This is a genomic window from Candidatus Omnitrophota bacterium (genome assembly GCA_034717435.1).
Taxonomy (GTDB): domain Bacteria; phylum Omnitrophota; class JAUWXU01; order JAUWXU01; family JAUWXU01; genus JAYELI01.
Genome location: JAYELI010000056.1, coordinates 1 through 24,049, shown reverse-complemented (window position 1 = coordinate 24,049; position 24,049 = coordinate 1). Strand labels below are relative to the sequence as shown.

The 24,049-nt window shown below is 44.6% G+C and carries 22 protein-coding genes, 2 tRNA genes and 1 other RNA gene; all 25 read left to right on the top strand.

The annotated features are described in order from the left end of the window. The first annotated feature begins 218 nt into the window (after nucleotides 1-218). The 25 genes from U9Q08_04755 (at nucleotide 219) to ileS (ending at nucleotide 23,874) form a co-directional block, all read left to right on the top strand. Nucleotides 219-295, top strand: a tRNA-Ile gene (locus U9Q08_04755). An 11-nt stretch (nucleotides 296-306) separates the two neighbouring features. After that, an RNA gene (gene rnpB, locus U9Q08_04750) (RNase P RNA component class A) lies at nucleotides 307-677 on the top strand. 11 nt (nucleotides 678-688) lie between these two features. Further along, nucleotides 689-762 (top strand) — tRNA-Val (locus U9Q08_04745). 17 nt (nucleotides 763-779) lie between these two features. After that, nucleotides 780-1,493 carry a C4-type zinc ribbon domain-containing protein gene (locus U9Q08_04740; protein MEA3329010.1) on the top strand — a complete coding sequence of 238 codons (714 nt, stop codon included), beginning with the start codon at nucleotides 780-782 and terminating at the stop codon, nucleotides 1,491-1,493. A 68-nt stretch (nucleotides 1,494-1,561) separates the two neighbouring features. Further along, nucleotides 1,562-1,966, top strand: a complete 405-nt coding sequence (locus tag U9Q08_04735; protein MEA3329009.1) for a ribonuclease HI family protein — start codon at nucleotides 1,562-1,564, stop codon at nucleotides 1,964-1,966. A gap of 150 nt (nucleotides 1,967-2,116) precedes the next feature. Next, complete coding sequence (gene mraZ / locus U9Q08_04730) at nucleotides 2,117-2,557, top strand: division/cell wall cluster transcriptional repressor MraZ (GenBank protein MEA3329008.1); 441 nt, start codon at nucleotides 2,117-2,119, stop codon at nucleotides 2,555-2,557. 19 nt (nucleotides 2,558-2,576) lie between these two features. Further along, nucleotides 2,577-2,921: an STAS domain-containing protein gene (locus tag U9Q08_04725; GenBank protein MEA3329007.1), complete on the top strand. Its 345-nt coding sequence runs from the start codon at nucleotides 2,577-2,579 to the stop codon at nucleotides 2,919-2,921. Nucleotides 2,922-2,928: 7 nt separating this feature from the next. Beyond that, nucleotides 2,929-3,795: a 16S rRNA (cytosine(1402)-N(4))-methyltransferase RsmH gene (gene rsmH, locus U9Q08_04720; protein MEA3329006.1), complete on the top strand. Its 867-nt coding sequence runs from the start codon at nucleotides 2,929-2,931 to the stop codon at nucleotides 3,793-3,795. A gap of 4 nt (nucleotides 3,796-3,799) precedes the next feature. After that, a complete protein-coding gene (locus U9Q08_04715) occupies nucleotides 3,800-4,168 on the top strand; it encodes a hypothetical protein (protein MEA3329005.1) in 369 nt (122 codons plus the stop codon). A gap of 67 nt (nucleotides 4,169-4,235) precedes the next feature. Continuing rightward, complete coding sequence (locus U9Q08_04710; protein MEA3329004.1) at nucleotides 4,236-5,930, top strand: penicillin-binding transpeptidase domain-containing protein; 1,695 nt, start codon at nucleotides 4,236-4,238, stop codon at nucleotides 5,928-5,930. Then, the gene (locus U9Q08_04705; GenBank protein ID MEA3329003.1) at nucleotides 5,917-7,398 is read left to right on the top strand and encodes a UDP-N-acetylmuramoyl-L-alanyl-D-glutamate--2,6-diaminopimelate ligase; all 1,482 of its coding nucleotides are present in this window, start codon (nucleotides 5,917-5,919) and stop codon (nucleotides 7,396-7,398) included. The genes U9Q08_04710 and U9Q08_04705 overlap by 14 nt, the downstream gene beginning before the upstream one ends. Then, entirely contained in the window at nucleotides 7,374-8,756 is a 1,383-nt protein-coding gene (gene murF, locus U9Q08_04700) for a UDP-N-acetylmuramoyl-tripeptide--D-alanyl-D-alanine ligase (protein ID MEA3329002.1), read from the top strand. Before U9Q08_04705 ends, murF begins: the two co-directional genes overlap by 25 nt. A 118-nt stretch (nucleotides 8,757-8,874) precedes the next feature. Further along, nucleotides 8,875-9,963, top strand: coding sequence for a phospho-N-acetylmuramoyl-pentapeptide-transferase (mraY, locus tag U9Q08_04695; GenBank protein MEA3329001.1), 1,089 nt, complete (start codon nucleotides 8,875-8,877; stop codon nucleotides 9,961-9,963). Nucleotides 9,964-9,973: 10 nt separating this feature from the next. Further along, nucleotides 9,974-11,239 (top strand): UDP-N-acetylmuramoyl-L-alanine--D-glutamate ligase, encoded by a 1,266-nt coding sequence (gene murD, locus U9Q08_04690; protein MEA3329000.1) that lies wholly within the window; start codon nucleotides 9,974-9,976, stop codon nucleotides 11,237-11,239. Then, complete coding sequence (gene ftsW, locus U9Q08_04685; GenBank protein MEA3328999.1) at nucleotides 11,212-12,294, top strand: putative lipid II flippase FtsW; 1,083 nt, start codon at nucleotides 11,212-11,214, stop codon at nucleotides 12,292-12,294. The genes murD and ftsW overlap by 28 nt, the downstream gene beginning before the upstream one ends. Nucleotides 12,295-12,348: 54 nt before the next feature. Next, nucleotides 12,349-13,443: an undecaprenyldiphospho-muramoylpentapeptide beta-N-acetylglucosaminyltransferase gene (murG, locus tag U9Q08_04680; protein ID MEA3328998.1), complete on the top strand. Its 1,095-nt coding sequence runs from the start codon at nucleotides 12,349-12,351 to the stop codon at nucleotides 13,441-13,443. Between the two features lie 45 nt (nucleotides 13,444-13,488). Next, nucleotides 13,489-14,859 (top strand): UDP-N-acetylmuramate--L-alanine ligase, encoded by a 1,371-nt coding sequence (gene murC / locus U9Q08_04675; protein ID MEA3328997.1) that lies wholly within the window; start codon nucleotides 13,489-13,491, stop codon nucleotides 14,857-14,859. Between the two features lie 157 nt (nucleotides 14,860-15,016). Continuing rightward, nucleotides 15,017-15,919, top strand: coding sequence for a UDP-N-acetylmuramate dehydrogenase (murB, locus tag U9Q08_04670; GenBank protein ID MEA3328996.1), 903 nt, complete (start codon nucleotides 15,017-15,019; stop codon nucleotides 15,917-15,919). Then, a complete protein-coding gene (locus tag U9Q08_04665) occupies nucleotides 15,919-16,860 on the top strand; it encodes a D-alanine--D-alanine ligase (protein ID MEA3328995.1) in 942 nt (313 codons plus the stop codon). The genes murB and U9Q08_04665 overlap by 1 nt, the downstream gene beginning before the upstream one ends. Further along, nucleotides 16,835-17,614, top strand: coding sequence for an FtsQ-type POTRA domain-containing protein (locus U9Q08_04660; GenBank protein ID MEA3328994.1), 780 nt, complete (start codon nucleotides 16,835-16,837; stop codon nucleotides 17,612-17,614). The genes U9Q08_04665 and U9Q08_04660 overlap by 26 nt, the downstream gene beginning before the upstream one ends. Nucleotides 17,615-17,664: 50 nt before the next feature. Beyond that, nucleotides 17,665-18,891, top strand: coding sequence for a cell division protein FtsA (gene ftsA / locus U9Q08_04655; protein MEA3328993.1), 1,227 nt, complete (start codon nucleotides 17,665-17,667; stop codon nucleotides 18,889-18,891). A 40-nt stretch (nucleotides 18,892-18,931) separates the two neighbouring features. Continuing rightward, complete coding sequence (gene proC / locus U9Q08_04650) at nucleotides 18,932-19,744, top strand: pyrroline-5-carboxylate reductase (GenBank protein MEA3328992.1); 813 nt, start codon at nucleotides 18,932-18,934, stop codon at nucleotides 19,742-19,744. Between the two features lies 1 nt (nucleotide 19,745). Continuing rightward, complete coding sequence (locus tag U9Q08_04645) at nucleotides 19,746-20,042, top strand: YggT family protein (GenBank protein ID MEA3328991.1); 297 nt, start codon at nucleotides 19,746-19,748, stop codon at nucleotides 20,040-20,042. Between the two features lie 9 nt (nucleotides 20,043-20,051). Beyond that, nucleotides 20,052-20,915, top strand: coding sequence for an S-methyl-5'-thioadenosine phosphorylase (gene mtnP / locus U9Q08_04640; protein ID MEA3328990.1), 864 nt, complete (start codon nucleotides 20,052-20,054; stop codon nucleotides 20,913-20,915). A gap of 148 nt (nucleotides 20,916-21,063) precedes the next feature. Then, complete coding sequence (gene ileS, locus U9Q08_04635) at nucleotides 21,064-23,874, top strand: isoleucine--tRNA ligase (GenBank protein ID MEA3328989.1); 2,811 nt, start codon at nucleotides 21,064-21,066, stop codon at nucleotides 23,872-23,874. Nucleotides 23,875-24,049 lie beyond the last annotated feature (175 nt).

Sequence of the window (24,049 nt, the reverse complement as noted above, 5' to 3'; positions counted from 1 at the left end):
TGAGATTCTTCGGCCTTCGGCCTCAGAATGACCTTTTTAGCGTTATTATTTTTAATTTCGGTTAAGGTGTGCACTTTTAAAACATAAATCGCTCTAAAACTGTGCACTTTTAATTTTTAAATAACACTCTTGAAGCGTAATTATTGACATAAGCTCTAAAGTGTGTTAAAAATAAAGGCTGTTGAGGAAGTATCGGCAATTTGCTATTAAATCAAATTGGGCCCATAGCTTAGCTGGTTAAAGCATCGGTCTCATAAACCGAGGATCATAGGTTCAAGTCCTATTGGGCCCACCAAAATTAATCGCGGTTCCGGTCAAGATGGCTGCTTGTCGGTTATGCCGGCAGGAGGAAAGTCCGGGCTCCACAGGGCAGGGTGCTGGGTAATTCCCAGTCCCGAAATTTCGGGAAGGAAAGTGCCGCAGAAAATATACCGCCCTTGACATCTCTGATGTCAAGGGTAAGGGTGAAAAGGCAGTGTAAGAGACTACCGCTGTGATGGCAACATTGCAGGCATGGTAAACCCCACCCGGAGAAAGACCAAATAGGAGACAACAAAGCGGCCCGTTTTTGTCTCGGGTTAGGTCGCTTGAGGCTACGGGTAATCGTAGTCCCAGATGAATGGTCATCAATGAGCAATGCTCATTCACAGAATCCGGCTTAATGGCTGGAACCGCAGATTTGCTCATTGGGCGATTAGCTCAGCTGGTTAGAGCGCTACGTTCACATCGTAGAGGTCACAGGTTCAAGCCCTGTATCGCCTACTACCCAAAAAATTCCTATGGGCATAGAAAAAGACATACGACTTTTGATAGAAACCCAAAAACTGGACGCCAAAATCCATAGTTTGAAAAAGGACAGCGAAGATAAACCCCGGGATTTAGAGAAATTTAAGGCAGAGGTTCAGGTTAAGAAAGAGAATTTGGCCAAAGCCGAAGGGGAATTGAAATCCATTCAGGTTAAAAGAAAGGATAGAGAACTTACGCTGCAGAAAAAAGAGGAAGATATTAAAAAATATCAGGTTCAATTATATCAGATCAAATCCAATAAAGAATATAAAAGCCTTCTTACCGAGATCGAAGGGGCCAAGGCAGATAATTCTGTTCTGGAAGAGGAAATTATTGTGATTCTGGATGAAATCGACAATACAGCTGAAGCGATCTCTACTGAAAAAGAAAATCTGAAAAAAGAAGAAGATAATCTAAGAGAAGCTGAACAAAGAGTAAAAAACGAGATAGCCCAAATCAATGGTGAATTGACTAATTTAAACGAAAAAAGGAGCAAAATAGTTTCCCAGATCGAAAAGACCATCCTGACAAAATATGAGCATATCTTGAAAAACAAAAACAGCCTGGCCATGGTTCCGGTGATGAACGGGACCTGTCGCGGTTGTCAGATGGATGTTCCGCCTCAGGTCATCAATGAAATAAAAATGAAAGAGAATTTAGTAATTTGCGAGAATTGCTCGAGGATCTTGTATATTCCAGAGCAGTAAAATAAATAAAAAATTATATTAATTAGCTTTGGGCTGTGTGTTAAAAAGCTCATAGCTCACTGCCCATTATGAAACAATTAAAAATCTATATTGATGGAGCATCACAGGGAAATCCCGGGCCTTCGGGGGTCGGGGTGGTCATTTGTAATGCTCAGGGAAAGGTCATAAATAAAATACAAAGGTATATTGGCAGAGCAACGAACAATATAGCCGAATACCAGGCCTTGATCTGCGGACTTACCGAAGCGCTTCTTTTAAAAGCCTCCCATCTTACTGTTTACACCGACTCAGAATTGGTAGCCAATCAGATGAATTCTAAGTATAAGGTTAAGAACGCCGTCCTGCAGCAGCTTTATCAGGAAGCAACTCATTTATCAAACGACTTTAAGCAAGTTGAAATAAAACACATCCCCCGCTCAAAGAATCGTCTTGCCGATGTCCTGGCCTATAATTCTTTAATGCAACAGCAATAATTTCCTCTATGATGAGCTATGAGCTTTGAGCTCTGGGCGTTGAGCTCACAGTCCACAGCTGCCCCCTTTTTCCTATTTCCCTTTTTACTTGACATCTCTGCGTTGGTGGGGTATACTTTGTGGTAGAAAGTGGAGCAAAGTGGAGGAAATATGTTTTACGGAGAATACGAACACGGGTTAGACCAAAAAGGAAGAATAATCATTCCCGTCAAATTTCGCGAGGCATTCAAGGAAAATTATGCAGAGAAATTTTTTGTCACCCGGGGATTGGACAAATGTCTTTTTCTTTTTGTCGAAGAAGAATGGAGAATCCAAGAGCGGGAGTTCAGATCCATGTCTTTCACCAGATCAGAGGCGAGAAAATTCAACCGCTTATTTTTTGCCGGGGCATGTGAGGTAACCTGCGATAAACAAGGCAGGATTCTCATTCCTCAGTATTTAAAAGAATTTGCCGGGATTACAAAAGAAGTGATGGTGGTCGGAATTTCTAACCGGATAGAGATTTGGAGTAAACAGCAGTGGGCAGAATATTATAAAAACGCAAAAGACTCTTTTGAAGAAATTGCTGAACGACTGATCCAGAAAGAATAAAAAGGAGGTGTGAATAAAAATGCCAGTTACGTTGTTTAGTCCGCAGCAAGATGTTGATGTTTTAGACGTGGCAGGAGATATCAATGCTTTGGACATGGTTCGCGTAAAGAACCGGCTGGATAGGTTAATCAGAAAAAATCACACAAGGATAATTTTGCATTTTAAAAATATCAAGCATATAGATTTCATCGGCTTGGGGATTTTAATAGAAAGGCTTCGGCAGATGAGAGCGCTGGATGGTGATTTAAAATTAGTTGGTTTAAACGGATATGTTTTGAAGTTATTTAAAAAAACAGGAGTGAACAAGTTAATCGATATTTACGATGATACCGTAGATGCGCTCAGGAGCTTTGATAATACATAAGCCTGTAATGCTTGATGAAGTGATAGAGTATTTAAGACCAAAACCAGGCGGTGTAATTATAGATTGTACGATTGGGGGCGGGGGACACTCAAAAGCAATTTGTTCCCGGATCCGGCCAGGCGGCAGGCTGGTCGGGATCGATCAGGATGGCCAGGCAATAGAGAAAGCAGGTGATAACCTCAAAGAATTCAAGGGGTTGCACACCTTAATAAACGATAATTTCCAGAATTTAGATAGTATACTGGCTGGATTAAAGATATCCAGGGTAGATGGGATTTTGTTTGATCTGGGCCTGTCTTTATTTCAGATTGAGACGCCTGAACGAGGTTTCAGCTTTCGATATAACGGCCCGCTGGACATGAGAATGAACACAAAAAGCTCTCTTAAAGCAGAACAATTGGTAAACGAGCTTTCCTTAGACGAGTTATCTTATATCTTAAGCACCTATGGCCAGGAGCGCTGGGCAAATAGAATAGCCAGGAATATTGTCCGCGTTCGTAAAACGTCCTTTATCGGCACCACCGCTCAATTGGCAGATATTATTATCAGGGCGGTTCCGTTTAAACAAAGGTATTATAAAATCAACCCGGCAACCAGGACATTTCAGGCGCTGAGAATAGTTGTCAATAAAGAGTTAGAGATTCTGGAAAAATCCCTTAGTAATGCCATATCATATCTTAAGTCCGGAGCCAGGATCTGCGTTATTTCATTCCATTCTCTGGAAGATAGGATAGTTAAAAATCAATTCAGGCAATATTCCGATCAGGATGTTATTCGGCTCATCAACAAGAAACCGCTTACTCCGTCCAGGGCAGAAGTAGTTAAAAATCCCCGCTCGCGGAGTGCCAAATTAAGAATTGCTGAACATCTATAAACCAATGAAATCTTTGAAATATTTCTTATCAGCAATAATAGTTACTACTGTTGTTCTGGCTTACACTTGGCAGCAGATAGAGTTAGTAAAGGTCAGCTACGAGATCAAAAACCTCCGCGAACAGGCTGTTACACTGCTTGACCAGAACAGATTTTTGAGGTATAATGTGGCTAACTTAAGGTCTCCAGAAAGGTTAGCTAGATATGTAGCCTGCCAAAACCCGAATTTAACCGAACCTGTAAAATTATGGGAAATAAAACAGGTTAAACCGGTAAAGGTTACTAGCCAAATAATAGAGAAGAGTCCTTTACTTAGCTTCTTTATTCCAACCGCCGAGGCCTCCGCTTCCGCTGCGGCTTTTTCTTTGCGTTAAAGCCATAACGGATAAGTCAGCAGATTAAGTCAGGCAAGCTAATCTTTAAACCTTCAGGTAGCCAGCTGTGTATAGCAAAAGTCATAAACTCAGATTAAGCTCGTTCCTTTTATTTTCTATTTTTTTACTCATTGTTTTATTAGCCCGCCTTTATTACATTCAGATTGTCAAATTTGACAGTTTTTCTAAGATAGCCCTTAATCAGCAGGATATTACAATCAACATTTCTCCTCAGAGAGGGGTTATTTATGACCGGACATTAAAAGAGCTGGCTATTTCCTTAAAGGTCTATTCAGCCTGGGCAAATCCCCGTTTGATAAAGGATAAAACAAGGGCAGCCGATAGAGTATCGGATATTTTAGACCTTGATTCTTCCCTGGTTTTAGAGAGATTAAATAAAAATAAGTCTTTTGTCTGGCTGAAAAGGATGATTTCAGAGCCAGAGTTGAACGGGCTTAATGATTCACAGATAAAAGGGGTGTATCTTTTAGCTGAGAGCAAGCGTTTTTATCCTAAAGGCAAACTGGCTTCGCATCTATTGGGGTTTTGCGGCCTGGACGGATACGGCCTGGAGGGAGTAGAGTTGTCTTATGATAATTTCTTAAGAGGCGCGGTCGGCTGGCGATACACGCTTCAAGACGGCCGGGGTAAAGAAATAACCACCATGGAAAAGGAACTTATGCCGACAATAAACGGCCGCAACCTGATCTTGACCATAGATGAGATCATTCAGTATATTGCCGAAGAAGAACTGTTACAAGCGGTTGATAAATGGAAAGCTGTTTCGGGTACCATTATTATAATGGAGCCGTCTACCGGTAAGATACTGGCCTTAGCAAATTATCCGACGTTTAACCCTAATTTTTTTAGCAATACAAAACCTCGGTTCTGGCGCAACAGAGCGATAACCGATTGTTTTGAGCCAGGGTCCACATTTAAAATCGTTACCGCCAGCGCAGCGTTGGAAGAAGGGTTATTAAATTTAGATGATAAATTTTATTGCGAGGAAGGTGCCTATAAGATAGGAAAACGCATCCTTCATGATTATCACCCGTATGGCTGGCTGACCTTTAAAGAGGTAATAGTTAAATCGAGTAATATTGGGACAGTGAAGGTTGCCCGGGAAGTCTTAGGCGGAGAAAGGCTGCAGCGTTACATAAAACGTTTTGGCTTTGGCGAAAAAACAGGAATAGATTTGCCGGGAGAAATAGTGGGCATTGCCAAAGATCCCAGCCAATGGTCAGGGACAACTCTCAGCGCCATACCAATAGGCCAGGAAATAGCGGTTACTGCTTTACAGCTTGCCAGTGCGGTTTCTTGTATTGCTAATGGCGGTCTGCTGATCAAACCCCGGGTGGTTGGTGAGATAAGAGACGAAGATTTTAAGGTCGTTAGATCATTTAAGCCCGAAGTAATCCGCAGACTGCTCAGCGAAAAAGTAGCTGCGCAGATGAGGAGTATCTTAAAAGGAGTGGTTGAAAAAGGGACAGGAAGATTAGCCGGGCTGAACGGCTATACGGCAGCCGGCAAGACAGGAACAGCTCAAAAGGCCAGACTGGATGGGAAGGGATATTTCCGCAGGAAGTTTGTCGCCTCCTTTATCGGTTTTGCTCCTGTACGGGAGCCGGCAATCAGCGTAGTTGTAATTTTAGATGAACCCCGGCCGGTCCACTTTGGCGGAGTGGTTTGCGCACCGGTGTTTAAAAAAGTAGCGGAAAAAATATTGAGTTATTTAGAAATAAGACCCGATGAAACAGGTTAAACTTAAAACCTTACTTAGCGGTTTGGATTATCGGTTGGAAAACAGCCTGGTTGAAGTGGATATCAGGGGTTTGTCCAGCGACTCCCGGGCTGTCAGAAAGGGATATTTGTTTGTCGCCATAACCGGGAGCAAATTGGACGGACACAAATTTGTCAAACAGGCTGTAAAAAAGGGCGCTTCGGCCGTGATCCTGCAGCAGGATCTGGCGCTGGAAAAAGAGATCGTTAAGATACTGGTTCCCGATACAAAAAAGGTGCTGGCAAAGCTGGCCAGCCGGTTTTACGAATACCCTTCTTCCAGGGTCAAGGTAATCGGCATTACCGGCACCAACGGCAAGACTACCACCTCTTACCTGCTCAATAATATTTTGTTAAAAAAGGGGCTAAGCAGCGGGTTGGTCGGAACGATTAATTATTGCTATAAGGATAAAGTTATCCCTGCCGGCCTTACTACTCCCGGCAGCATTGAACTGCAGTCGCTCTTAGGCAAAATGGCGTTCGATAATGTTGATTATTCGGTCATAGAGGTTTCTTCGCATTCACTCAGTCAGCACCGCATTGATTATATAGATTTTGATACAGGGATATTTACGAATCTTACCCGGGATCATTTGGATTATCATCAAACCATGGATAATTATTTTGAGGCCAAGGCCCGATTTTTCGAAAGCCTTTCTTCCCGGAGTAAAGCAGTTATAAACATTGACGATCCCTATGGAAGGAAGTTGATCAACAGGACAAAGGCTTCTGTTTTGACCTACGGGATAGATAACCCGGCTGATATAACAGGACAGATAAAGAATATTTCAATAAACGGCACGACCTTTGATCTTAAAACACCAAACGGCAAACTGACAGTAGAGATGAAGCTGATTGGTAAGTTTAACGTCTATAACGCCCTGGCTGCTGTTGGAGCCGGTTTATCGGTTAAAATGGACTTAGCCGGTATTGCTGCGGGTTTGCGTGATTTTAACGGGGTTAAAGGAAGGCTCGAGAAAATAGAAGCCGGCCAGAATTTCAAGGTATTCATAGATTACGCCCACACTGATAACGCGCTGGAGAATTTGCTTTGCACTTTAGGAAACTTGAAGGAAGCAAAGATAATTACTGTTTTTGGCTGCGGGGGCCAGAGAGACGTTTCCAAGAGGCCTCTAATGGGCAAAGTAGCCCAGCAATTTTCAGATTATGTAATTTTAACTTCTGATAATCCTCGCAGCGAAAACCCCCTGGAAATCATTAACCAGATCAAGTCGGGTATGGACAGCCGGAAGAATAATTATCAGTCTGTTCCCGAGAGGTATCAGGCCATCAAGCAGGCTCTTATCCGGGCCGGGGAAAATGACATAGTGGTTATAGCCGGCAAGGGCCATGAATCTTATCAGGTCATTGGAAATGAAAAAATAGCTTTTGATGACAGCAAAGCAGTAAAGGAGATTCTGTCAGAATGTTTACCAGCCAAGAGGTCTTAAGAGCTGTAAAAGGAAAATTGCTTAAGGGGGATCCCGGGACGAATTTTAAAGGTATTTCGATAGATTCCCGTTCGATCAAAAACGAAGAGCTATTTGTCGCAATCAAAGGGAAAAGATTTGACGGCCATGATTTTGTATCGCAGGCCCTGGCCAAAGCAGGAGGGGCTGTTGTTTCAAAAAGGTTTCTTCTCTCCAGGCCCCGGCTGGTTAATAATAAAAAATCTATCTTTCTGGTAAAGGATACGCTTACCAGCCTGGGCGATATTGCCTCTAGCCGGCGGAACAGGTTTAAAGGCACTGTGCTTGCGGTCACCGGAACTACCGGCAAGACAACGACCACGGGCATATTAGCCTCTGTTCTTAAACAGAAATACAAGGTTTTAAAAAGCGAGGCGTCATTCAATAATTTTGTCGGCCTTCCCTTAACGTTGTTTAAGTTAAATTCTGCTGTTCAAATAGCGGTTTTGGAAATGGGGACGAGTGGTATCGGAGAGATAAAAAGGCTGGCTGAGATCAGCCGGCCGGACCTGGGGGTAATTATTAATATCGGCCCGGCTCACCTTGGATACCTTGGAAACCTCCAAGGTGTTTACAGGGCAAAACTCGAATTACTTGAAGCAATGGATAAGAACACCTTGGCGGCGATAAACGGCGATGATAAAAAATTATTGTCAAGAGCTAAACTTTTCAGGCCAAGAATAACGACTTTCGGAATGAACCGGGATTGTGATTTTAGGGCCAGCGAGGTGTCTTACTCAGAGGGAAAATTGAGGTTTGTTTTAAACGGCTGCAAGCAATTAAAATTAAAGGCGCTGGGGAGGTATAATGTTTACAATGCCCTGGCAGCGATCAGCCTGGCCGGGCAATTAGGCCTTAATTTTAATTTAATAAAAAAGGGATTAGCCGATATTGATCTGCCCCCCGGCCGGATGGAGGTAAAAAAGATTGGTGATATCAGATTAATAGATGATTCTTACAATTCTAATCCTCTTTCTCTGGGTTCAGCTATCGATACCCTGGCCGGCCTGTCGGTAAAAGGCAAAAAGATCCTGGTCAGCGGCGATATGCTTGAATTAGGCTCAGGGTCTGAAAGCGCGCATCAGCAAATAGGTAAAAAGGTGGCCTCCTCCGGAGTTAATGTCTTGATTACTGTCGGTAATCTGGCCCGGCAGATCTCCCGGGCCGCCTGTCGTTCTGGCATGAAGAAAGACGAAGTTTTTGATTGCGGTTCCATTGAGGATGCAATGGATTGTTTAAAGACGCAGGCTGCCGGGGGTGATATTATCCTGGTCAAGGGCTCAAGGGCCACCAGGATGGAGAGGGTTGTAGAGAATTTTATAGCTTCTTATAGATCATAGTGCGCTGTGCGCTGTGCGTTATGCGTTTTAACGCTTTTAAAGCTTACTTTTCTTTAAAATTCCGTTTTGGTTTTTTTGACGCACAACGCATAACGCAAGACGAAAGGGGTATTTTTTCATGCTTTATCATTGGCTCTATCCGCTAAGAGATTTTTTCTTTGGGTTCAATGTTTTTAAGTACATAACCTTCCGGTCCGTGGGTGCTGCGGTGACCGCTTTTTTAATAAGTCTGTTGTTAGGCCCAAGGGTGATCAGGTGGTTGAGCAAACTTAAGGTCAGAGAGGTCGTAAGAAGAAAGCATGTAGATTCGCTTTACGCGCTTCACGCAGCTAAAGAAGGAACTCCTACCATGGGAGGAATCCTGCTTCTGGCCGCAGTGCTTTTTTCCACCCTGCTCTGGGCGGATGTTTTTAATAAATATATCCTCTTGGCCGTTATTTCGGCCTGCTGGCTGGGCCTGATCGGGTTTATCGACGATTATATAAAACTTAGGTTTCGCAGGTCCCGGGAATTAACAGTTCTGACCAAGATCATCGGCCAGATTATACTCGGCGTTTTGATCGGGCTCTACCTGTTTTATAAACCGGGTTTTGGCCAGACGCTGGATATACCGTTTTTTAAAAACCTCGCAGTCAATCTGGGATATTTCTATATCTTTTTTGTTGTCCTGGTGATAGTTGGATGTTCTAATGCCGTCAATCTTACTGACGGCTTGGACGGTCTGGCCATCGGCTGTATAATTATCGCTGCTGTTGCTTATAGCGTGATGAGCTATGTTACCGGCCACATTAAGTTCAGCGATTATTTAAGAATTCTCTATATTCCGGGGACAGGGGAATTAACTGTATTTTGTGCAAGCATAGTGGGAGCCGGCTTGGGGTTCTTGTGGTATAATTCTTATCCGGCAAGTATATTTATGGGCGATACAGGCTCTTTGGCTTTAGGCGGCGCTATCGGGGTGGTAGCAGTTTTGATCAAAAAGGAACTGCTTTTGCTGTTAGTAGGCGGAATTTTTGTTGTTGAGGCTTTGTCGGTTATTTTACAGGTTGCCTCTTTTAAGATCCGCGGCAGGAGAATAGTTGCAATGGCCCCGATTCACCATCATTTCCAACTTAAAGGTTGGCCGGAGTCCAAGATAATTATCAGGTTCTGGATTGTGGCGGTCATTCTTTTACTTTTAAGTTTAACCACCTTTAAACTCAGGTAGAATCTAATAAATGGACTTAAGGAATAAAAAAGTCATTGTTATTGGGGCAGGCCGCAGCGGCAAAGCAGCGGCCAGGCTTTTACTTTCCCGGGCCGCTGAGGTAGATCTTAGTGACAGCCGGGACGATACATCAATAAGAGAAGAGTTAGAGCCATTAGCCAGGCTTGGGGTGAAGATGGAGTTTGGCGGGCATCGAGAAGAGTTTATTCAAGGTCACCAGATAGCAGTTTTAAGCCCGGGTGTAAGGCAGGATGCAAAGGTTATCTCCTGGCTGAAAAGCGCAGGCACGCAGATAGTCAGCGAAATAGAGCTGGCCTACCGGTTGTTTAAAGGCGAGGTAATAGCGATTACCGGCACAAACGGCAAAACGACAGTCACGGCTTTAATTGGTAAAATATTAAAGGATGCCGGCAAAAAAGCGCTGGTTTGCGGTAATATCGGCAATTCCTTTTCAAACGAGGCGGGCTCTGAAGATGCTGGTTCGATAGCAGTGATAGAGACGAGTTCTTTTCAATTGGAGTGGACTAAGGATTTCCGGCCTCGCATCTCAGTGCTTTTGAATATAACCGATGATCATCTGGACAGGTACCGGGATTTTAGCCACTACCAGGAGACTAAATTCAGAATATTTCTCAACCAGCAAAAGGGGGATTTCTGCCTGCTTAACAGTGATCAGCCCTATTGCCGGCAGGGGCTTATAAAAACCCGGGCAAAGATTTTATATTTCGACAAGAAAAAAGGAGGTTTTGACTTAAATCAACGGGCAGCTATGCTGGCGGCCGGCCTTTGCGGAGTAGGCCGGGATAGGATAATTGAGAGCGTAAAAAGTTTTAGGCCTTTTGAGCACAGGATGGAATATGTAGATACGATCAACGGGGTAAAATTTATAAATGATTCAAAATCCACTAATGTAGGTGCCCTGAAGTGGGCGTTGGAAAAGACGGCCGGGCCGGTCATACTTATTGCCGGCGGCAGAGATAAAAAAAACGATTTTGGAAAACTGCGGCCCTGGATCAAAGATAAGGTAAAAGAGGCGGTTCTGATCGGAGAAGCCGGTGGTAAGTTAAAAAAGGCCTTAAACGGACTGGTGCCGCTTAAAGAGGCGTCTACATTCAACCAGGCATTTGACCTGGCCCGCAGCATTGCCGGGCGGGGAGAGATCGTTCTGCTTTCTCCGGCCTGTGCCAGTTTTGATATGTTTTCTGATTTTGAAGAAAGAGGAAGGGTCTTTAAGGATCTGGTAATAAAATGCAAAAAACAGAAAGGTCATTTTTAATAACCACCCTGGTGCTGGTCTGGATAGGGGTTATTATGGTCTATTCAGCCAGCGCTATTTATGCTTTTCGGTGGCTGGGAGACAGTTTTTACTATTTAAAAAGAGAAATTCTTTATTGTTTGCTTGGATTGCTGGGCATGGCCTGCTGGATCAAGACTGATTACAGATTATTGAAGAACTGCAGCCGGATCCTGATTCTGGTTTCCTTTTTGCTTTTACTGGCGGTTTTTTTACCGCGGATTGGCAGGACAGCAGGCGGAGCAAGACGCTGGATTGAGTGGGGAAAATTTACCTTTCAGCCGGCAGAGTTTGTCAAGCTCGGCCTGATAATCTATTTGAGCGATTTTTTATCCAGGAAACAAAAAGTAATCAAAAACTTTTACAGAGGATTTCTGCCGGTGCTCTTAATTACCGGCGCAACGGCCGGCCTTATTTTATTACAACCGGATTTAGGAACAGCAGTTCTGATAACCCTGGTTGCGATGATCGTTTTTTTTGCGGCCGGGATTAAATCAAAGCAAATTTTATCAATAATTGCCCTGGCGATGCCGGTCTTTTACTTTTTAGTCTTTAATGTTCCTTACCGGCTGAAGAGGGTTTTGATCTATCTTAATCCCTGGCAGGATCCCAAGGGGGCAGGCTGGCAGATTATCCAGTCGTATCTTGCCCTTGGATCCGGGGGGTTTTGGGGGATTGGCCTGGGGCAGAGCAGGCAAAAGCTGTTTTATCTCCCGCAGTCTTACACTGATTTTATCCTGGCTATTGTCGGAGAAGAACTCGGCTTTCTCGGCACTGCTTCAATTATAATGCTTTTTATTTTATTTATCTGGCAGGGAATGAAGATAGCGCTTAAGGCAAAAGAGTTGTTCGGGGCATTGCTCAGTTTTGGCATTGTCTTGATGATCGGCCTTCAGGCGATCATTCATATTGCTGTGGTTAATGGGGTTATTCCTACCAAAGGGCTGCCCCTTCCGTTCATAAGTTACGGAGGTTCGTCTTTAATTTTTAGCCTGGTCGGAGTGGGGATGGTGATCAGTGTAGCGAGATATAAATGAACTGCAAGCTGTAAGCTCCAAACTGTAACTTGCAGCTTGTAACCCAGGAGTTTTATGAAGGTACTAATCGCGGTCGGCAAATCCGGGGGCCATATATTCCCGGGTTTAAGCCTGGCCAGCCGGCTGCAGCAAAGGTTAAAAGGCCCTGAGGTCTTTTTTATAGGCCAGAAAGACAGATTAACCCAAAAAGTTTTTTCCAAACAGCAATACCCTTTATTTACTATTTCGATAGACCCCTTGCCCTATAAAATCTCTCTAAAATATACCCGGTTTATAATTAAGCTGGCTCTGGCCATTGTTCCGGTCTGGAGAATCTTAAGCAAAACAAGGCCGGATGTTGTGATTGGTTTCGGAGGAGCGGTCAGCGGGCCGGTATTATTTATTTCCTGGTTGAGGGGTATACCGACTATTATTCATGAACAGAACGTAGTGCCCGGCCGGACAAACAGGATACTGGCTGTTTTTGTGAATAAGGTAGCGCTGAGTTTTTCAGGATCCGAAAGATTTTTTAACCGGGCTAAGGCTGTTTTAACCGGCAATCCTGTGCGGGGCAGTGTGTTAGGCCGGGATAAATTCAGGAGCAGAGGCGAGCTCGGTTTGGACAGCGGTAAGTTTACAATTTTAGTCATTGGCGGCAGCCAGGGCTCAAGCCGGCTGAACGAGATAGCCTGGCGCGCATTTTCTCAAATGGATAAACAGGAAAAAGTTGATTTTCAGATTATCCATATCACCGGAGAAAATGACTATCGGAAGGCGAAAGAATGTTACCGGAAAATAACATTTAGCTCGGTAATCCTGCCATTTTATGATAAGATAGGGGTTGCTTATTCTGCCAGTGACCTGGTGTTGGCCCGGGCCGGAGCCGGCACTATTTCTGAGATTATGTCCTGCGGCCTGGGATCAGTTTTGGTGCCTTACCCTTATAACGGCGGGCACCAGTTAAGCAATGCCCGGCTGTTGGCTGATCGAAACAGCGCTATTTTGATGGAACAAAACGGAATTTCAGCCGAATCCCTGAAAAATGTTTTTTTAAATTTAATAAAAGACAGGTCAAACCTGGATAGAATGGCTAAAAACAGCAGAGAGGCCGGCCGGCCTTATGCCGATGAGTCATTGGCTGATGAGGTTATCAAGCTTGTAAATAAATAATACGCGGCCTATCTGCGGTCAAAAAGATTTTAATGGGGTTTTGAAGTGTTGTTTACCAGGAAAAGAATTCATTTTGTCGGAATCGGGGGAATAGGAATGAGCGGGCTTGCCCGGATCCTGCTCGACCTTGGTTATCAAGTCAGCGGGTCGGATTTAAAGCTCAACTGCTTAACCGATCAGATCGAGTCTAAAGGGGCAAGGTTATTTTGCGGCCATCATCAAAAAAATATATCCGGGGCTGAGATGGTGGTTTATTCCTCAGCGATCAGGCCTGACAACCCGGAGTTGGCTATGGCCCGCAGCAAAGGCATTCCGGTTGTTCAGAGGGCAGAAGTTCTTTCAGAGTTAATGAGCACTAAGACCGGTATTGCTGTTACCGGCAGCCATGGCAAAACTACTACCACTTCTTTGATCGGCTCTATCCTGCTTGAGGCAGGATTAGACCCCACAATAGTTGTTGGCGGCAAGGCCGGGAGTTTCGGAGGAAATGCTGTTTTAGGCAAGGGAGATTGTTTTGTCGCCGAGGCAGATGAAAGCGACGGCTCATTTTTGTTTTTTCACCCTGCCTATTCTATAGTTACCAATATCGAAAAGGAACATCTGGATTTTTATAAAGACCTGGATCAGATTATCAGGACATACCGGAGGTTTATAGATAACACCAACCCGCAAGGAGTGTTATTCTGGCATAAGGATGATAAAAATATAGAGAGCTGCCTTGCTGGATTTAAAGGAAGAAATGTCAGCTTTGGGTTTTCAGACTCAGCTGATTTATGCGCCGATAATGTTAAAATCAACGGTTTTAAATCCAGTTTCGATTGTCTCTATAACCGGAAGTTTTTGGCCAGGCTGGAGCTTAATCTGCCGTCCGGCCATAATATTTTAAATGCCCTGGCTGCTGTCGGATTGAGCCGGGAACTAAGGATAGATCTTGATAGCATTAACCGGGCGCTGGCTGGCTATCATGGCGTAGACAGGAGGTTCCAGATAAAATTAAATAATAACGGGCTTACGGTAATAGATGATTACGCGCATCACCCCACTGAGGTGGAGGCCACGCTTAAAGCCTGCAAGGCTGAGGATAAAAGAATAATCTGTGTTTTTCAACCGCATCGCTATAGCCGGACCAAACACTTAAGCAAGCAGTTTAGCCATGCGTTTTATTCGGCCGACCATCTTATTTTAGCTGAAGTCTATCCAGCTGACGAAGAACCGATTAACGGGATAACCAGCAAATGCATTTATGATGAGTTAAAAAAGAACGGTTGGAAAAAACTTTCTTTGGCGGGCAGTAAGGAGGAAGCGCTAAGTATGGTACAAAAGATTCTCAGGCCGGATGACCTGGTGTTGATTATGGGTGCCGGAGACATAGGATATGTCGCTGATCAACTGGCGCGGATATATAGCGATAAATAATAAATTGCTAAATTGTTAAACTCAGACTGTGTCGTAATTCATTTTTCGAATAATCATATACAACATATTGCAGGGGTTCGAGTTATCGAACCATTCATAGAGGGTTTGATGAACCAGGCCCCTGCATTGTGACACAGTCTGACTGCTGAATTGTTAAATGAATAAGGCTTTAAAGGATAAAATTAAAGGGATAATCAAGAATAAGGTTTTGTTTGACGAAGCAATGGACCTGCACACTTCGTTTAGGATAGGCGGTCCGGCTGAGGCCTGGGTTGAACCCGGGGATTTAAAAAGCCTGGTTGGGTTAGTCAAGTTTGCCAGGAAAGAAGGTATTCCGCTGATGATTATCGGCGCCGGCAGCAATATTTTGGTCAGGGATGAAGGAATTAAAGGGATTGTAGTTAATCTGTCATCGGATTATTTTAAAAGGATAGATGTTGATCAGCGCCGCCTCAGAGCATGGTCAGGGCTGGAGATTGTCAGTTTGCTCAGGGTCATGGTTGACAAAGAGCTGGCCGGACTGGAGTTTATGGCTGATATCCCGGGCACTGTCGGCGGAGCAGTAATGATGAACGCCGGCAGAAAAGACAGAGCCATTGGTGATTTAATCAGCTCTGTCGAGGTGATCGACGGAAAAGGCGAAGTGTTTAAAATAGGAAAAAGGGAAATCAAATTCGGTTACCGGTTTTCAGGGCTTGATGATTACATTATCTTAAGCGCAGATTTCAATCTTAATAAAAGACCGTCTGGTTTGATAAGCAGGCAGATTAATAAATACGCTTTTACTAAAAGGAATTCCCAGGAGTTAAAACTGCCGAGCGCCGGCTCTGTATTTAAAAATCCTACTGCCGTCTCTTCTGCCAGCGCAAGATTAATAGAGCTCTCCGGCCTGAAAGGCAAAAGACTGGGAAATGCCCGGGTTTCGTTTAAGCACGCCAATTTCATTGTTAATTTAGACAAGGCCCGGGCCAGGGATGTAATCGGGCTTATTGAATTAATCAAATCTGCGGTAAAAAGAGACCACGGGGTTAACCTGGAGTTAGAAATAAAAATTATCTGATGAAAACCAGGCTTAGGAAAAGAATAGGTGTATTAATGGGCGGTTCGTCCAGCGAGCGGGAGGTATCCCTTCAATCAGGCCTGGCTGTTTACCGGGCGCTTAGAAAGGATGGCTGCAGGGTCACGGCTGTTGATATCAACTCAGAACGCTCAGCCGCCAGCCAGATTAAAAAAGCAGGGATTGAGCTGGCTTTTATCGCGTTGCACGGAAGGTTTGGGGAAGATGGGGGAATGCAGGCATTGCTGGAATCTCTGGCCATACCTTATACCGGTTCAGGTATCAGGGCCAGCCGGTTAGCAATAGATAAAACTGCTTCCAGAAAGATTTTCCAGGAGCAAGACATAGCTGTTCCCCGCTATAGGGTGTTGGAAGGAACCCTTGGTTACCGGAGGTTATCGGGAATGAAATTTCCTCTGGTAATAAAACCGTCTTCTCACGGTTCAAGCATTGGATTGTCGATAGTTAGAAATAAAAAGGAGCTTGTTCGAGGCCTGAATAAGGCAGGTAAATATAGTGACATTGTGATAGCTGAGGAATACATCTCCGGTAAAGAGGTTGCGGTGGGCATCTTAAACGGCCAGGCCCTGCCCCTGATCTGGTTGATACCTAAAAACAGGTTTTATGATTATCAGGCGAAATATCGGCAAGGGATGACCCTTCACGTTGTCCCTGCCCCGTTAGATGAAGATGTTTATTTAAAAATCCAGTCCGTGGCACTCCGGGCGCATCGAGCCTTAAATTGCCAGGCTTTTTCCCGGGTTGATATAATTCTTGATAAGGATAATAACCCGGTGGTCTTGGAAGTAAACACCATTCCCGGATTTACCTCTACCTCGCTGCTTCCCCTGGCAGCCAGGGTAGAGGGATATAGTTTTGAAAATCTTTGCCGGAGATTAATCGAATTGATACCGCGCTATGAGAAAAGAAAAAAGAGCAAATAAGAAATTAAGAAAAAAAGTCAAGATCAAAAAACATAATACAGGGATTTATTTATTATTGATACCGCTGGGCCTGGCCCTGATCATCGGAATACATCTATATTATTTTCTATGCACTTCTCCTGTCTTTTGCCTCAGCCGGATAGAAATAAGGAGTAATGGTTCAGTGGATCAGGAGAAAGTAAAGGAATGTGCCGGCCTGACTGACAGCACAAGGATCTTTGATTTGAATCTGGATAAGGTTTCCCGAAAAATAGAGGCATTACCCCGGGTTAAAAAAGCCGCGGTCAGCAAGGTATTCCCCGATAGGTTGATCGTTGAGATCCGGGAAAGAAAGCCGATTGGCCGAATAAAGTCAGGCCGGTGTTATTTTGTCGATTCAGAAGGGGTGATTTTACTTAACGCAGGTTCTTGGCCCGCTGCTGATTTACCGCTGCTTGCCGGGATAGGCTTTCGTAAAAATAAGATTAGTATTGGCCGAAGGTATGAATCAAAAAGATTAGATCAGGTACTGAAACTGCTTAAGGCCGTATCCCTTTCAACCCGGCTGGCTATAAAAGATATTGATTTGGTGAATGCCCGGGCTGCTAAGGATGTCACTCTTACGACAAGAAAAGGATTGAAAATAATATTGGGCAACAAAGAATTTAAAGATAAGATTCAGCTTTTAGACCGGGTTCTGAAAGATATTTATGACAGCCCCAAAAAGGTCAGGTCAATAGACCTCAGGTTTGGAGACGTGATTGTAAAACATTAATAATAAATTGCTAAACTGCTGAACTGCTAAACTGCTGTTAAAGAAAAATTATGAAAGAGAAAATTATTGCGGCATTGGATATTGGCACGAGTAAGGTATGCGCCCTGATAGCCGGGCTGGACAGCGAAGGCCAGGTCAGATTGATAGCCGGTAAACTAACTGCTTCAAAAGGGGTTTCTAACGGCCTGATAAAAGATCTGGCCGAGGTAAGCAGTTCTGTTAGTGAAATACTTTCTGAAACAGGCAAGGCAGGTCAAGTAGAGATTTATTCGGTTGTTGCAAACGTCAATGGCGGGCATATTAAGAGCCGTAATAATCAGGCGATGCTCGAGCTGGCCGGGCCGGAGAGAAAAGTTAAGTCTAGTGATATCAGAAAAATAACCGAGGTGGCGAAATCCGTGCCCCTGCCGATGGATGAGAAAATACTGCAGGTAATCCCGGCCAGATATATGGTGGATGACCAGACCGGGATAAAAAACCCCTTAAAAATGGCCGGCAGCAGACTCGGCCTGGAGGTTCACCTGATCACCGGCTCAATTTCACACACTCAGAATACGGTCAGTGCTATAAATCAGGCTGGTTATGATGTGGGAGGGATAATTCCCGAGTCCCTGGCCTGTAGTTGCGCGGTATTAAGCGAAAAAGAGAAGGAACTTGGCGTGATATTGATCAATATTGGCGCAGCCACCACCGATATCATTATCTTTATCAATGGGTGCCCGGTTCATACCGAGGTTGTTCCGGTGGGAAGCGAAGGACTGACCCGGATGCTCTCTTCTGTCTTGAGGACATCTTTAGAAGATGCCGAAATAATAAAAAAAAGATACGGTTCGGTATTTTCCAGCCGGCTCAATGACCAGAGCCTGATAATGGTTCCGGGCATTGACGGCCGGCCGTCAAACAATATCAGCGTATCCTTTCTTAGCCGGTCAATAATGCCTTATGCGACAAAAATGATTACCAGGATTTCTAAACGGATAGAGGCCTCTGGTTATAAAGAAAAAGCAGTTGCCGGGGCAGTGGCCACCGGCGGAGGGACGTTGCTGGAAGGCATTGTAGAAAAGATTGAAGAGGTGTTGGGGCTGCCGGTAAGGATGGGCTGTTCTTCGGGAATACATGCCGACGGGAATGTGATCAGCAACCCGGGTTATACTGCCGCGATAGGGCTGGCTAAATATGGACTGCAGTATGCTCAGCCCGAACTTCGCTGGTATGACAGGGGGGGGTGGGCCAAATTTGGCAATTCGATCAGAAGTTTTATAGAAGAATATTTTTGACAAATGGGGAAGTTTATGGTAAAAATGCCGGGGGCGAGAAATGATTGGTAAAAAGATCGGGGTAATCGGCTGCGGCAATATGGGCCGGGCATTAGTAAAAGGACTTTTGGCAAGGAACCTGGTAGCTAAACAAGATGTCCTGATCGCTGATCAGGTCAATGAGCAGCGGGATCATCTTAAATCAGAGTCAGGTGTTCTTGGTTCTCAGTCAAACAAGGCTTTGGTTGCTGAAAGCCAGATAGTTATCCTGGCTGTAAAGCCCCGGGATATCAAACGGGTCTTAGAGGAGCTGGCCGGCTTGTTTAAGCCCAATCAAATAGTGATCTCGATAGCTGCCGGTATTACCATCAGTTATCTTGCACGGTTCGTAACTTCAAAAGTTGGTCTGGCCAGGGTAATGCCTAACAGTCCTGCCCTGATAAACCAGGCGGTTTCAGCCGTTTGTTACAGCCCTGCCCTAAAAGATGCCGACAAAGAAATGGTTAGAGCTATATTTGGTTCTCTGGGCGAAGTGGTTGAAATAGAAGAATCACTAATGGACACGGTTACTGCTATCAGCGGATCCGGGCCTGCTTATTTCTTTTTGCTGATAAAATACCTGGCTGAGATCGGCGTAGAGTTTGGGTTGACCAGGCAAATAGCCGACAGGCTGGCTTTGCAAACCGCTTTGGGAAGCAGCCGGATGGCTGTTGAGGCCGGAGGGGATGTCGATGGCTTAATAAACAAGGTAGCTTCCAAAGGAGGGACTACCCAGGCAGCACTAAAGGTTTTTAAAGAGATGAAACTAAAGCAGATTTATTTAAGGGCTGTTCAGGCAGCCAGAACAAAAGCCCGGGAACTTTCCGGAGGATAAGATGTTTATCCTGGCCAACTTCTTAAGCGCGTTTGCTCAAATCCTGGATATTGTAATCAGTATTTTTATCTGGGTTATAATAATAAGGACTTTGATCAGCTGGGTTAATCCGGACCCTTACAATTTTATTGTCCGGTTTTCTCAAAGGATTACCGAACCGGTTCTTTACCCGATCAGAAAAAAACTGCCGCTTTCCTGGGGGATAGATATATCCCCGATGATCGCGATTATCGGTTTTTCATTTCTTAAGAATTTTTTGGTGCGTTCGTTATTTGAGCTGAGTTTAAGGATAAAATGAGGTGAGAAAATGTCTATAGTAGGAATAATCGGAGGCAGCGGGTTATATGAATTGGAAGGCATAAAGGTCCAGGAGAGGTTAAAATTAAACACTCCTTTCGGAGAACCGTCTGATGAATACATTTTGGGAAGTTTAGAAGGAAGAAAAGTTGTTTTTCTGTCCCGCCATGGAGCAGGGCACCGGATATCCCCGGGTGAGATAAATTACCGGGCAAATATCTATGGAATGAAGAAATTAAAGGTTGAGCATCTTATATCTGTTTCAGCAGTAGGAAGCCTTAAAGAAGAGATCAAGCCCCTGGATATAGTGTTAGCTGATCAGTTTGTGGACCGGACAAACCAGGCAAGGAAGTATACCTTTTTCGAAAAAGGTATAGTTGCCCATATCGGTTTTGGCGACCCGGTCTGTCCGGTATTAAGAAAATTGCTTTTCCAGGCAGCCGGGGAGACCGGAGCAAGTGTCCATCAAAAAGGAACTTATTTGAATATGGAAGGCCCGGCTTTTTCTACCCGGGCGGAGTCTTTTTTATACCGGTCCTGGGGTATGGATATAATCGGGATGACCAACATGGCTGAGGCGAGATTGGCCCGGGAAGCGGAGATGTGTTTTGCCACCGTGGCCCTGGTCACTGATTACGATTGCTGGTTTGATAAGACGGATGCCTTTGAGGTAAGCGCGGGGCTGGTGATGGAGAATATGAGAAAGAATATCGACAGGGCAAAAAAGATATTGATAAAAACAATTCCCCGGATCAAAGGCGAAAGATCCTGTGATTGCGCTGCTGCGTTAAAAGATGCCATAGTAACCGATAAGAAGTTGATTCCTTCCCGGACAAAGCAGGATTTAGAGATAATTATTGGGAAGTATCTTTGATGGTTGCAGACGTCATTGCGAATCCAAAGGTCGATTATTTCACCCGTCATTGCGAGCGACCGAAGGGAGCGAAGCAATCTCATTTAAGAAGATTGCTTCGGTCGCCCCTTCGGGGCTCCTTCGCAATGACGACGAAGGAAAGTTAAGAATGGATTATAAAAAGACATTAAATTTACCCCAGACAAAATTCCCGATGAAGGCTGACCTGATTAATCAGGAACCGGAAGTGTTAAATAAGTGGGAAAAACAGGATATATACGGCCTGATCAGGCAAAAATCCAGGGGAAATCCGAAGTATATACTTCATGACGGGCCTCCCTATGCCAACGGCAATGTGCATATCGGAACAGCCCTTAATAAAATACTGAAAGACATTGTTGTCAAATATAAGACGATGTCCGGGCTGGATGCTCCTTATGTTCCGGGGTGGGATTGCCATGGATTGCCGATAGAACACCAGGTGATGAAGCTTTCGGCTAAAGAAGGTCTTAAGCTGAGCCAGCCGGAGATCAGAAAAAAATGCAGGCAGTTCGCTGATAAATATATCCAGATCCAAAAAAAGCAGTTTAAGAGGTTAGGCGTTTTCGGCGAATGGGAAAATCCCTATCTTACCCTGGATCATGAATATGAAGCAAAGATTATCGAGGCGTTCAGTCAGTTGAGCTTGAAAGGTTATATCCACAAGCAATTGAAGCCTATTTACTGGTGCCCTGTTTGCAGGACCGCCCTGGCTGAAGCAGAAATAGAATATAAAGAGAAGAATTCTCCTTCTATTTATACGGGGTTTAGGCTGAATGAGCAGTGGAGACAGGTTTTTACCGGTCTCAGCCGGGAGATCGAAGGCCCGTTAGATATATTGATCTGGACCACAACGCCCTGGACACTTTTGGCTAATGTAGCGGTGGCTGTGCACCCGAAATTTTTATACCGGGTTATAAAGACAGGCCGGAGAAATTTACTGGTGATGGGCGAAAATCAGATCATTGATTCGATTAAAGAAAAACTGGACGGGGAATGTCTGGTCCTGAAAGAAAAAATAAAAGGCGGAAACCTGGAAAATTTAACCTACCAGCACCCATTTTTAAAAAGAGAAGGGAAAATAGTCCTGGCCGATTATGTCTCTAATCTTGAAGGCACCGGCTGTGTCCATACTGCGCCCGGTCATGGCGAAGAGGATTATCAAACCGGGCTGAAGTATAAGCTGGATGTGCTTTCGCCGGTAAATCAAAAAGGAGAGTTTACTGAAGATACGGCCGAATTTAAAGGGCTCAATGTGTTTAAGGCCGATCAACAGGTCATTGATAGATTAAAAAAAGATGCCAGCCTGCTTTGGGAAGGAAGGGTGAGCCACTCATATCCGCATTGCTGGAGGTGTAAGAATCCGGTGATATTCAGGGCGACCGAGCAATGGTTTATTGACCTTGAGCATAACCAGTTAAGAGTAAAGGTTCTCAAGGCAATAAAAAACGTGAATTGGATTCCTCCCTGGGGAGGAGTGAGAATGGGTAACATGGTCGCGTTGAGGCCCCAGTGGTGTATCTCAAGACAGCGCAGCTGGGGTGTGCCGATCCCTGTGTTTTATTGTCAGGACTGCGGAAGGATTTTAACTACTAAACAGAGCCTGGAAGCAGTGCGTTTGATGGTATTAAAAGAAGGCGCGGATTCCTGGTTTAAAAAAGAAGCAGGAGAGATCCTGCCTTCCGGCATTAAATGCCCGCAGTGTAAGGGCAGCAGGTTCAGGAAAGAAACAGACATAGTTGATGTCTGGTTTGAATCCGGGGTTAGCTATAAGGCGGTTCTTAAGACCAGAAAAGAACTTGGGTTTCCAGCCGATCTTTACTTAGAAGGCAGTGACCAGCATCGCGGCTGGTTTCAAAGCGCGCTTCTTACTGCAGTAGGCTGCGGCGATGGCCCGCCTTATAAGTCGGTGTTGACTCACGGATTTATGGTGGATGGCCGGGGTAAAAAAATGTCCAAATCCCTGGGCAACCTGATATCTGCCGAAGAAATGGTTTCCCGGGCAGGTGCTGACGTGGTCCGGCTCTGGGTTACCTCGGAGAATTATCAGGCAGATATGGCTTACTCCGATGAGATATTAAACAGGATGAACGAGGCCTACCGGAGGATTCGAAATACCTATCGCTATATGCTGGGCAATCTTTATGACTTTGATCCCTTTAAAGACGCAATAAAGGACCACCGGGGACTTTTAGAAATGGATAGATGGGCCTTGGGCCGCTGTCAGGTGCTGCTTAAAAAGGTTACCCGGGCTTACAACGACCTTTCTTTTTACCAGATTTATCATCTGGTGCATAACTTCTGCACAGTGGATCTGAGTTCATTCTATCTGGACGCATTAAAGGACAGGCTTTATACTTTTAGCCGGGGCTCGGACGGACGGCGTTCAGCCCAAACAGCGCTTTACGAGATATTGCTGGTTTTGGTAAGGATTATGGCGCCAATACTTTCATATACCTGCGAAGAGGTCTGGCAGTATCTAATCGTAGACCGCAAAGAGGCGAGTGTGCATCTGGCCAGCTGGCCCCGGATAAACGAAAGCCTGATTGATCAAAAATTAGATGATGCCTGGCAAAAACTTCTTCAGGTCAGGGAGGCGGTTTGTGCTGCGTTGGAGCAAAAAAGGATAATCAAAGAAATAAGGAGTTCTCTTGAAGCCGAGGTTTGTTTGTTTACCACCAGCAGTAAACTTTATTCATTTCTGGAAAAGCACAAACCCTGGCTGGCAGCCATATTTATTGTTTCTAATGTAACGCTTGAGATGGTTAAAGAAATGCCGCTGGATTCAGGGCAGTCTGATCTGATAAAAGAGCTGGGGGTAAGGATCAAAAAGCCTAAGGGCTCAAAGTGCCAGCGCTGTTGGAACTGGAAGGAGAGCGTGGGAAAAGACAAGCAGCATCCCGGGCTTTGCCAGAGGTGCCTGAAGGCAATAATTAAGTAAAAAATAAAGGTTTTTCAGGGATCTCTTAAAACCGGTTTTTAAAACAGGCTGTTAGCTAAATTTTAAAAGTGCACAGTTTAAAGTTTAAAACTGCACACTCCCCAAGTCCTTAATTTTGTTCTTTTTAAGATAGGTGTCATCCTGAGGGAGCGTAAGCGTAGGTGTCATCCTGAGG

What these genes read in the sequence shown, in the direction of transcription:
- U9Q08_04740 (MEA3329010.1), top strand. Translation starts at nt 780, where the DNA reads ATGGGCATAGAAAAAGACATACGACTTTTGATAGAAACCCAAAAACTG.
- U9Q08_04735 (MEA3329009.1), top strand. Translation starts at nt 1,562, where the DNA reads ATGAAACAATTAAAAATCTATATTGATGGAGCATCACAGGGAAATCCC.
- mraZ (MEA3329008.1), top strand. Translation starts at nt 2,117, where the DNA reads ATGTTTTACGGAGAATACGAACACGGGTTAGACCAAAAAGGAAGAATA.
- U9Q08_04725 (MEA3329007.1), top strand. Translation starts at nt 2,577, where the DNA reads ATGCCAGTTACGTTGTTTAGTCCGCAGCAAGATGTTGATGTTTTAGAC.
- rsmH (MEA3329006.1), top strand. Translation starts at nt 2,929, where the DNA reads ATGCTTGATGAAGTGATAGAGTATTTAAGACCAAAACCAGGCGGTGTA.
- U9Q08_04715 (MEA3329005.1), top strand. Translation starts at nt 3,800, where the DNA reads ATGAAATCTTTGAAATATTTCTTATCAGCAATAATAGTTACTACTGTT.
- U9Q08_04705 (MEA3329003.1), top strand. Translation starts at nt 5,917, where the DNA reads ATGAAACAGGTTAAACTTAAAACCTTACTTAGCGGTTTGGATTATCGG.
- murF (MEA3329002.1), top strand. Translation starts at nt 7,374, where the DNA reads ATGTTTACCAGCCAAGAGGTCTTAAGAGCTGTAAAAGGAAAATTGCTT.
- mraY (MEA3329001.1), top strand. Translation starts at nt 8,875, where the DNA reads ATGCTTTATCATTGGCTCTATCCGCTAAGAGATTTTTTCTTTGGGTTC.
- murD (MEA3329000.1), top strand. Translation starts at nt 9,974, where the DNA reads ATGGACTTAAGGAATAAAAAAGTCATTGTTATTGGGGCAGGCCGCAGC.
- ftsW (MEA3328999.1), top strand. Translation starts at nt 11,212, where the DNA reads ATGCAAAAAACAGAAAGGTCATTTTTAATAACCACCCTGGTGCTGGTC.
- murG (MEA3328998.1), top strand. Translation starts at nt 12,349, where the DNA reads ATGAAGGTACTAATCGCGGTCGGCAAATCCGGGGGCCATATATTCCCG.
- murB (MEA3328996.1), top strand. Translation starts at nt 15,017, where the DNA reads ATGAATAAGGCTTTAAAGGATAAAATTAAAGGGATAATCAAGAATAAG.
- U9Q08_04665 (MEA3328995.1), top strand. Translation starts at nt 15,919, where the DNA reads ATGAAAACCAGGCTTAGGAAAAGAATAGGTGTATTAATGGGCGGTTCG.
- U9Q08_04660 (MEA3328994.1), top strand. Translation starts at nt 16,835, where the DNA reads ATGAGAAAAGAAAAAAGAGCAAATAAGAAATTAAGAAAAAAAGTCAAG.
- ftsA (MEA3328993.1), top strand. Translation starts at nt 17,665, where the DNA reads ATGAAAGAGAAAATTATTGCGGCATTGGATATTGGCACGAGTAAGGTA.
- proC (MEA3328992.1), top strand. Translation starts at nt 18,932, where the DNA reads ATGATTGGTAAAAAGATCGGGGTAATCGGCTGCGGCAATATGGGCCGG.
- U9Q08_04645 (MEA3328991.1), top strand. Translation starts at nt 19,746, where the DNA reads ATGTTTATCCTGGCCAACTTCTTAAGCGCGTTTGCTCAAATCCTGGAT.
- mtnP (MEA3328990.1), top strand. Translation starts at nt 20,052, where the DNA reads ATGTCTATAGTAGGAATAATCGGAGGCAGCGGGTTATATGAATTGGAA.
- ileS (MEA3328989.1), top strand. Translation starts at nt 21,064, where the DNA reads ATGGATTATAAAAAGACATTAAATTTACCCCAGACAAAATTCCCGATG.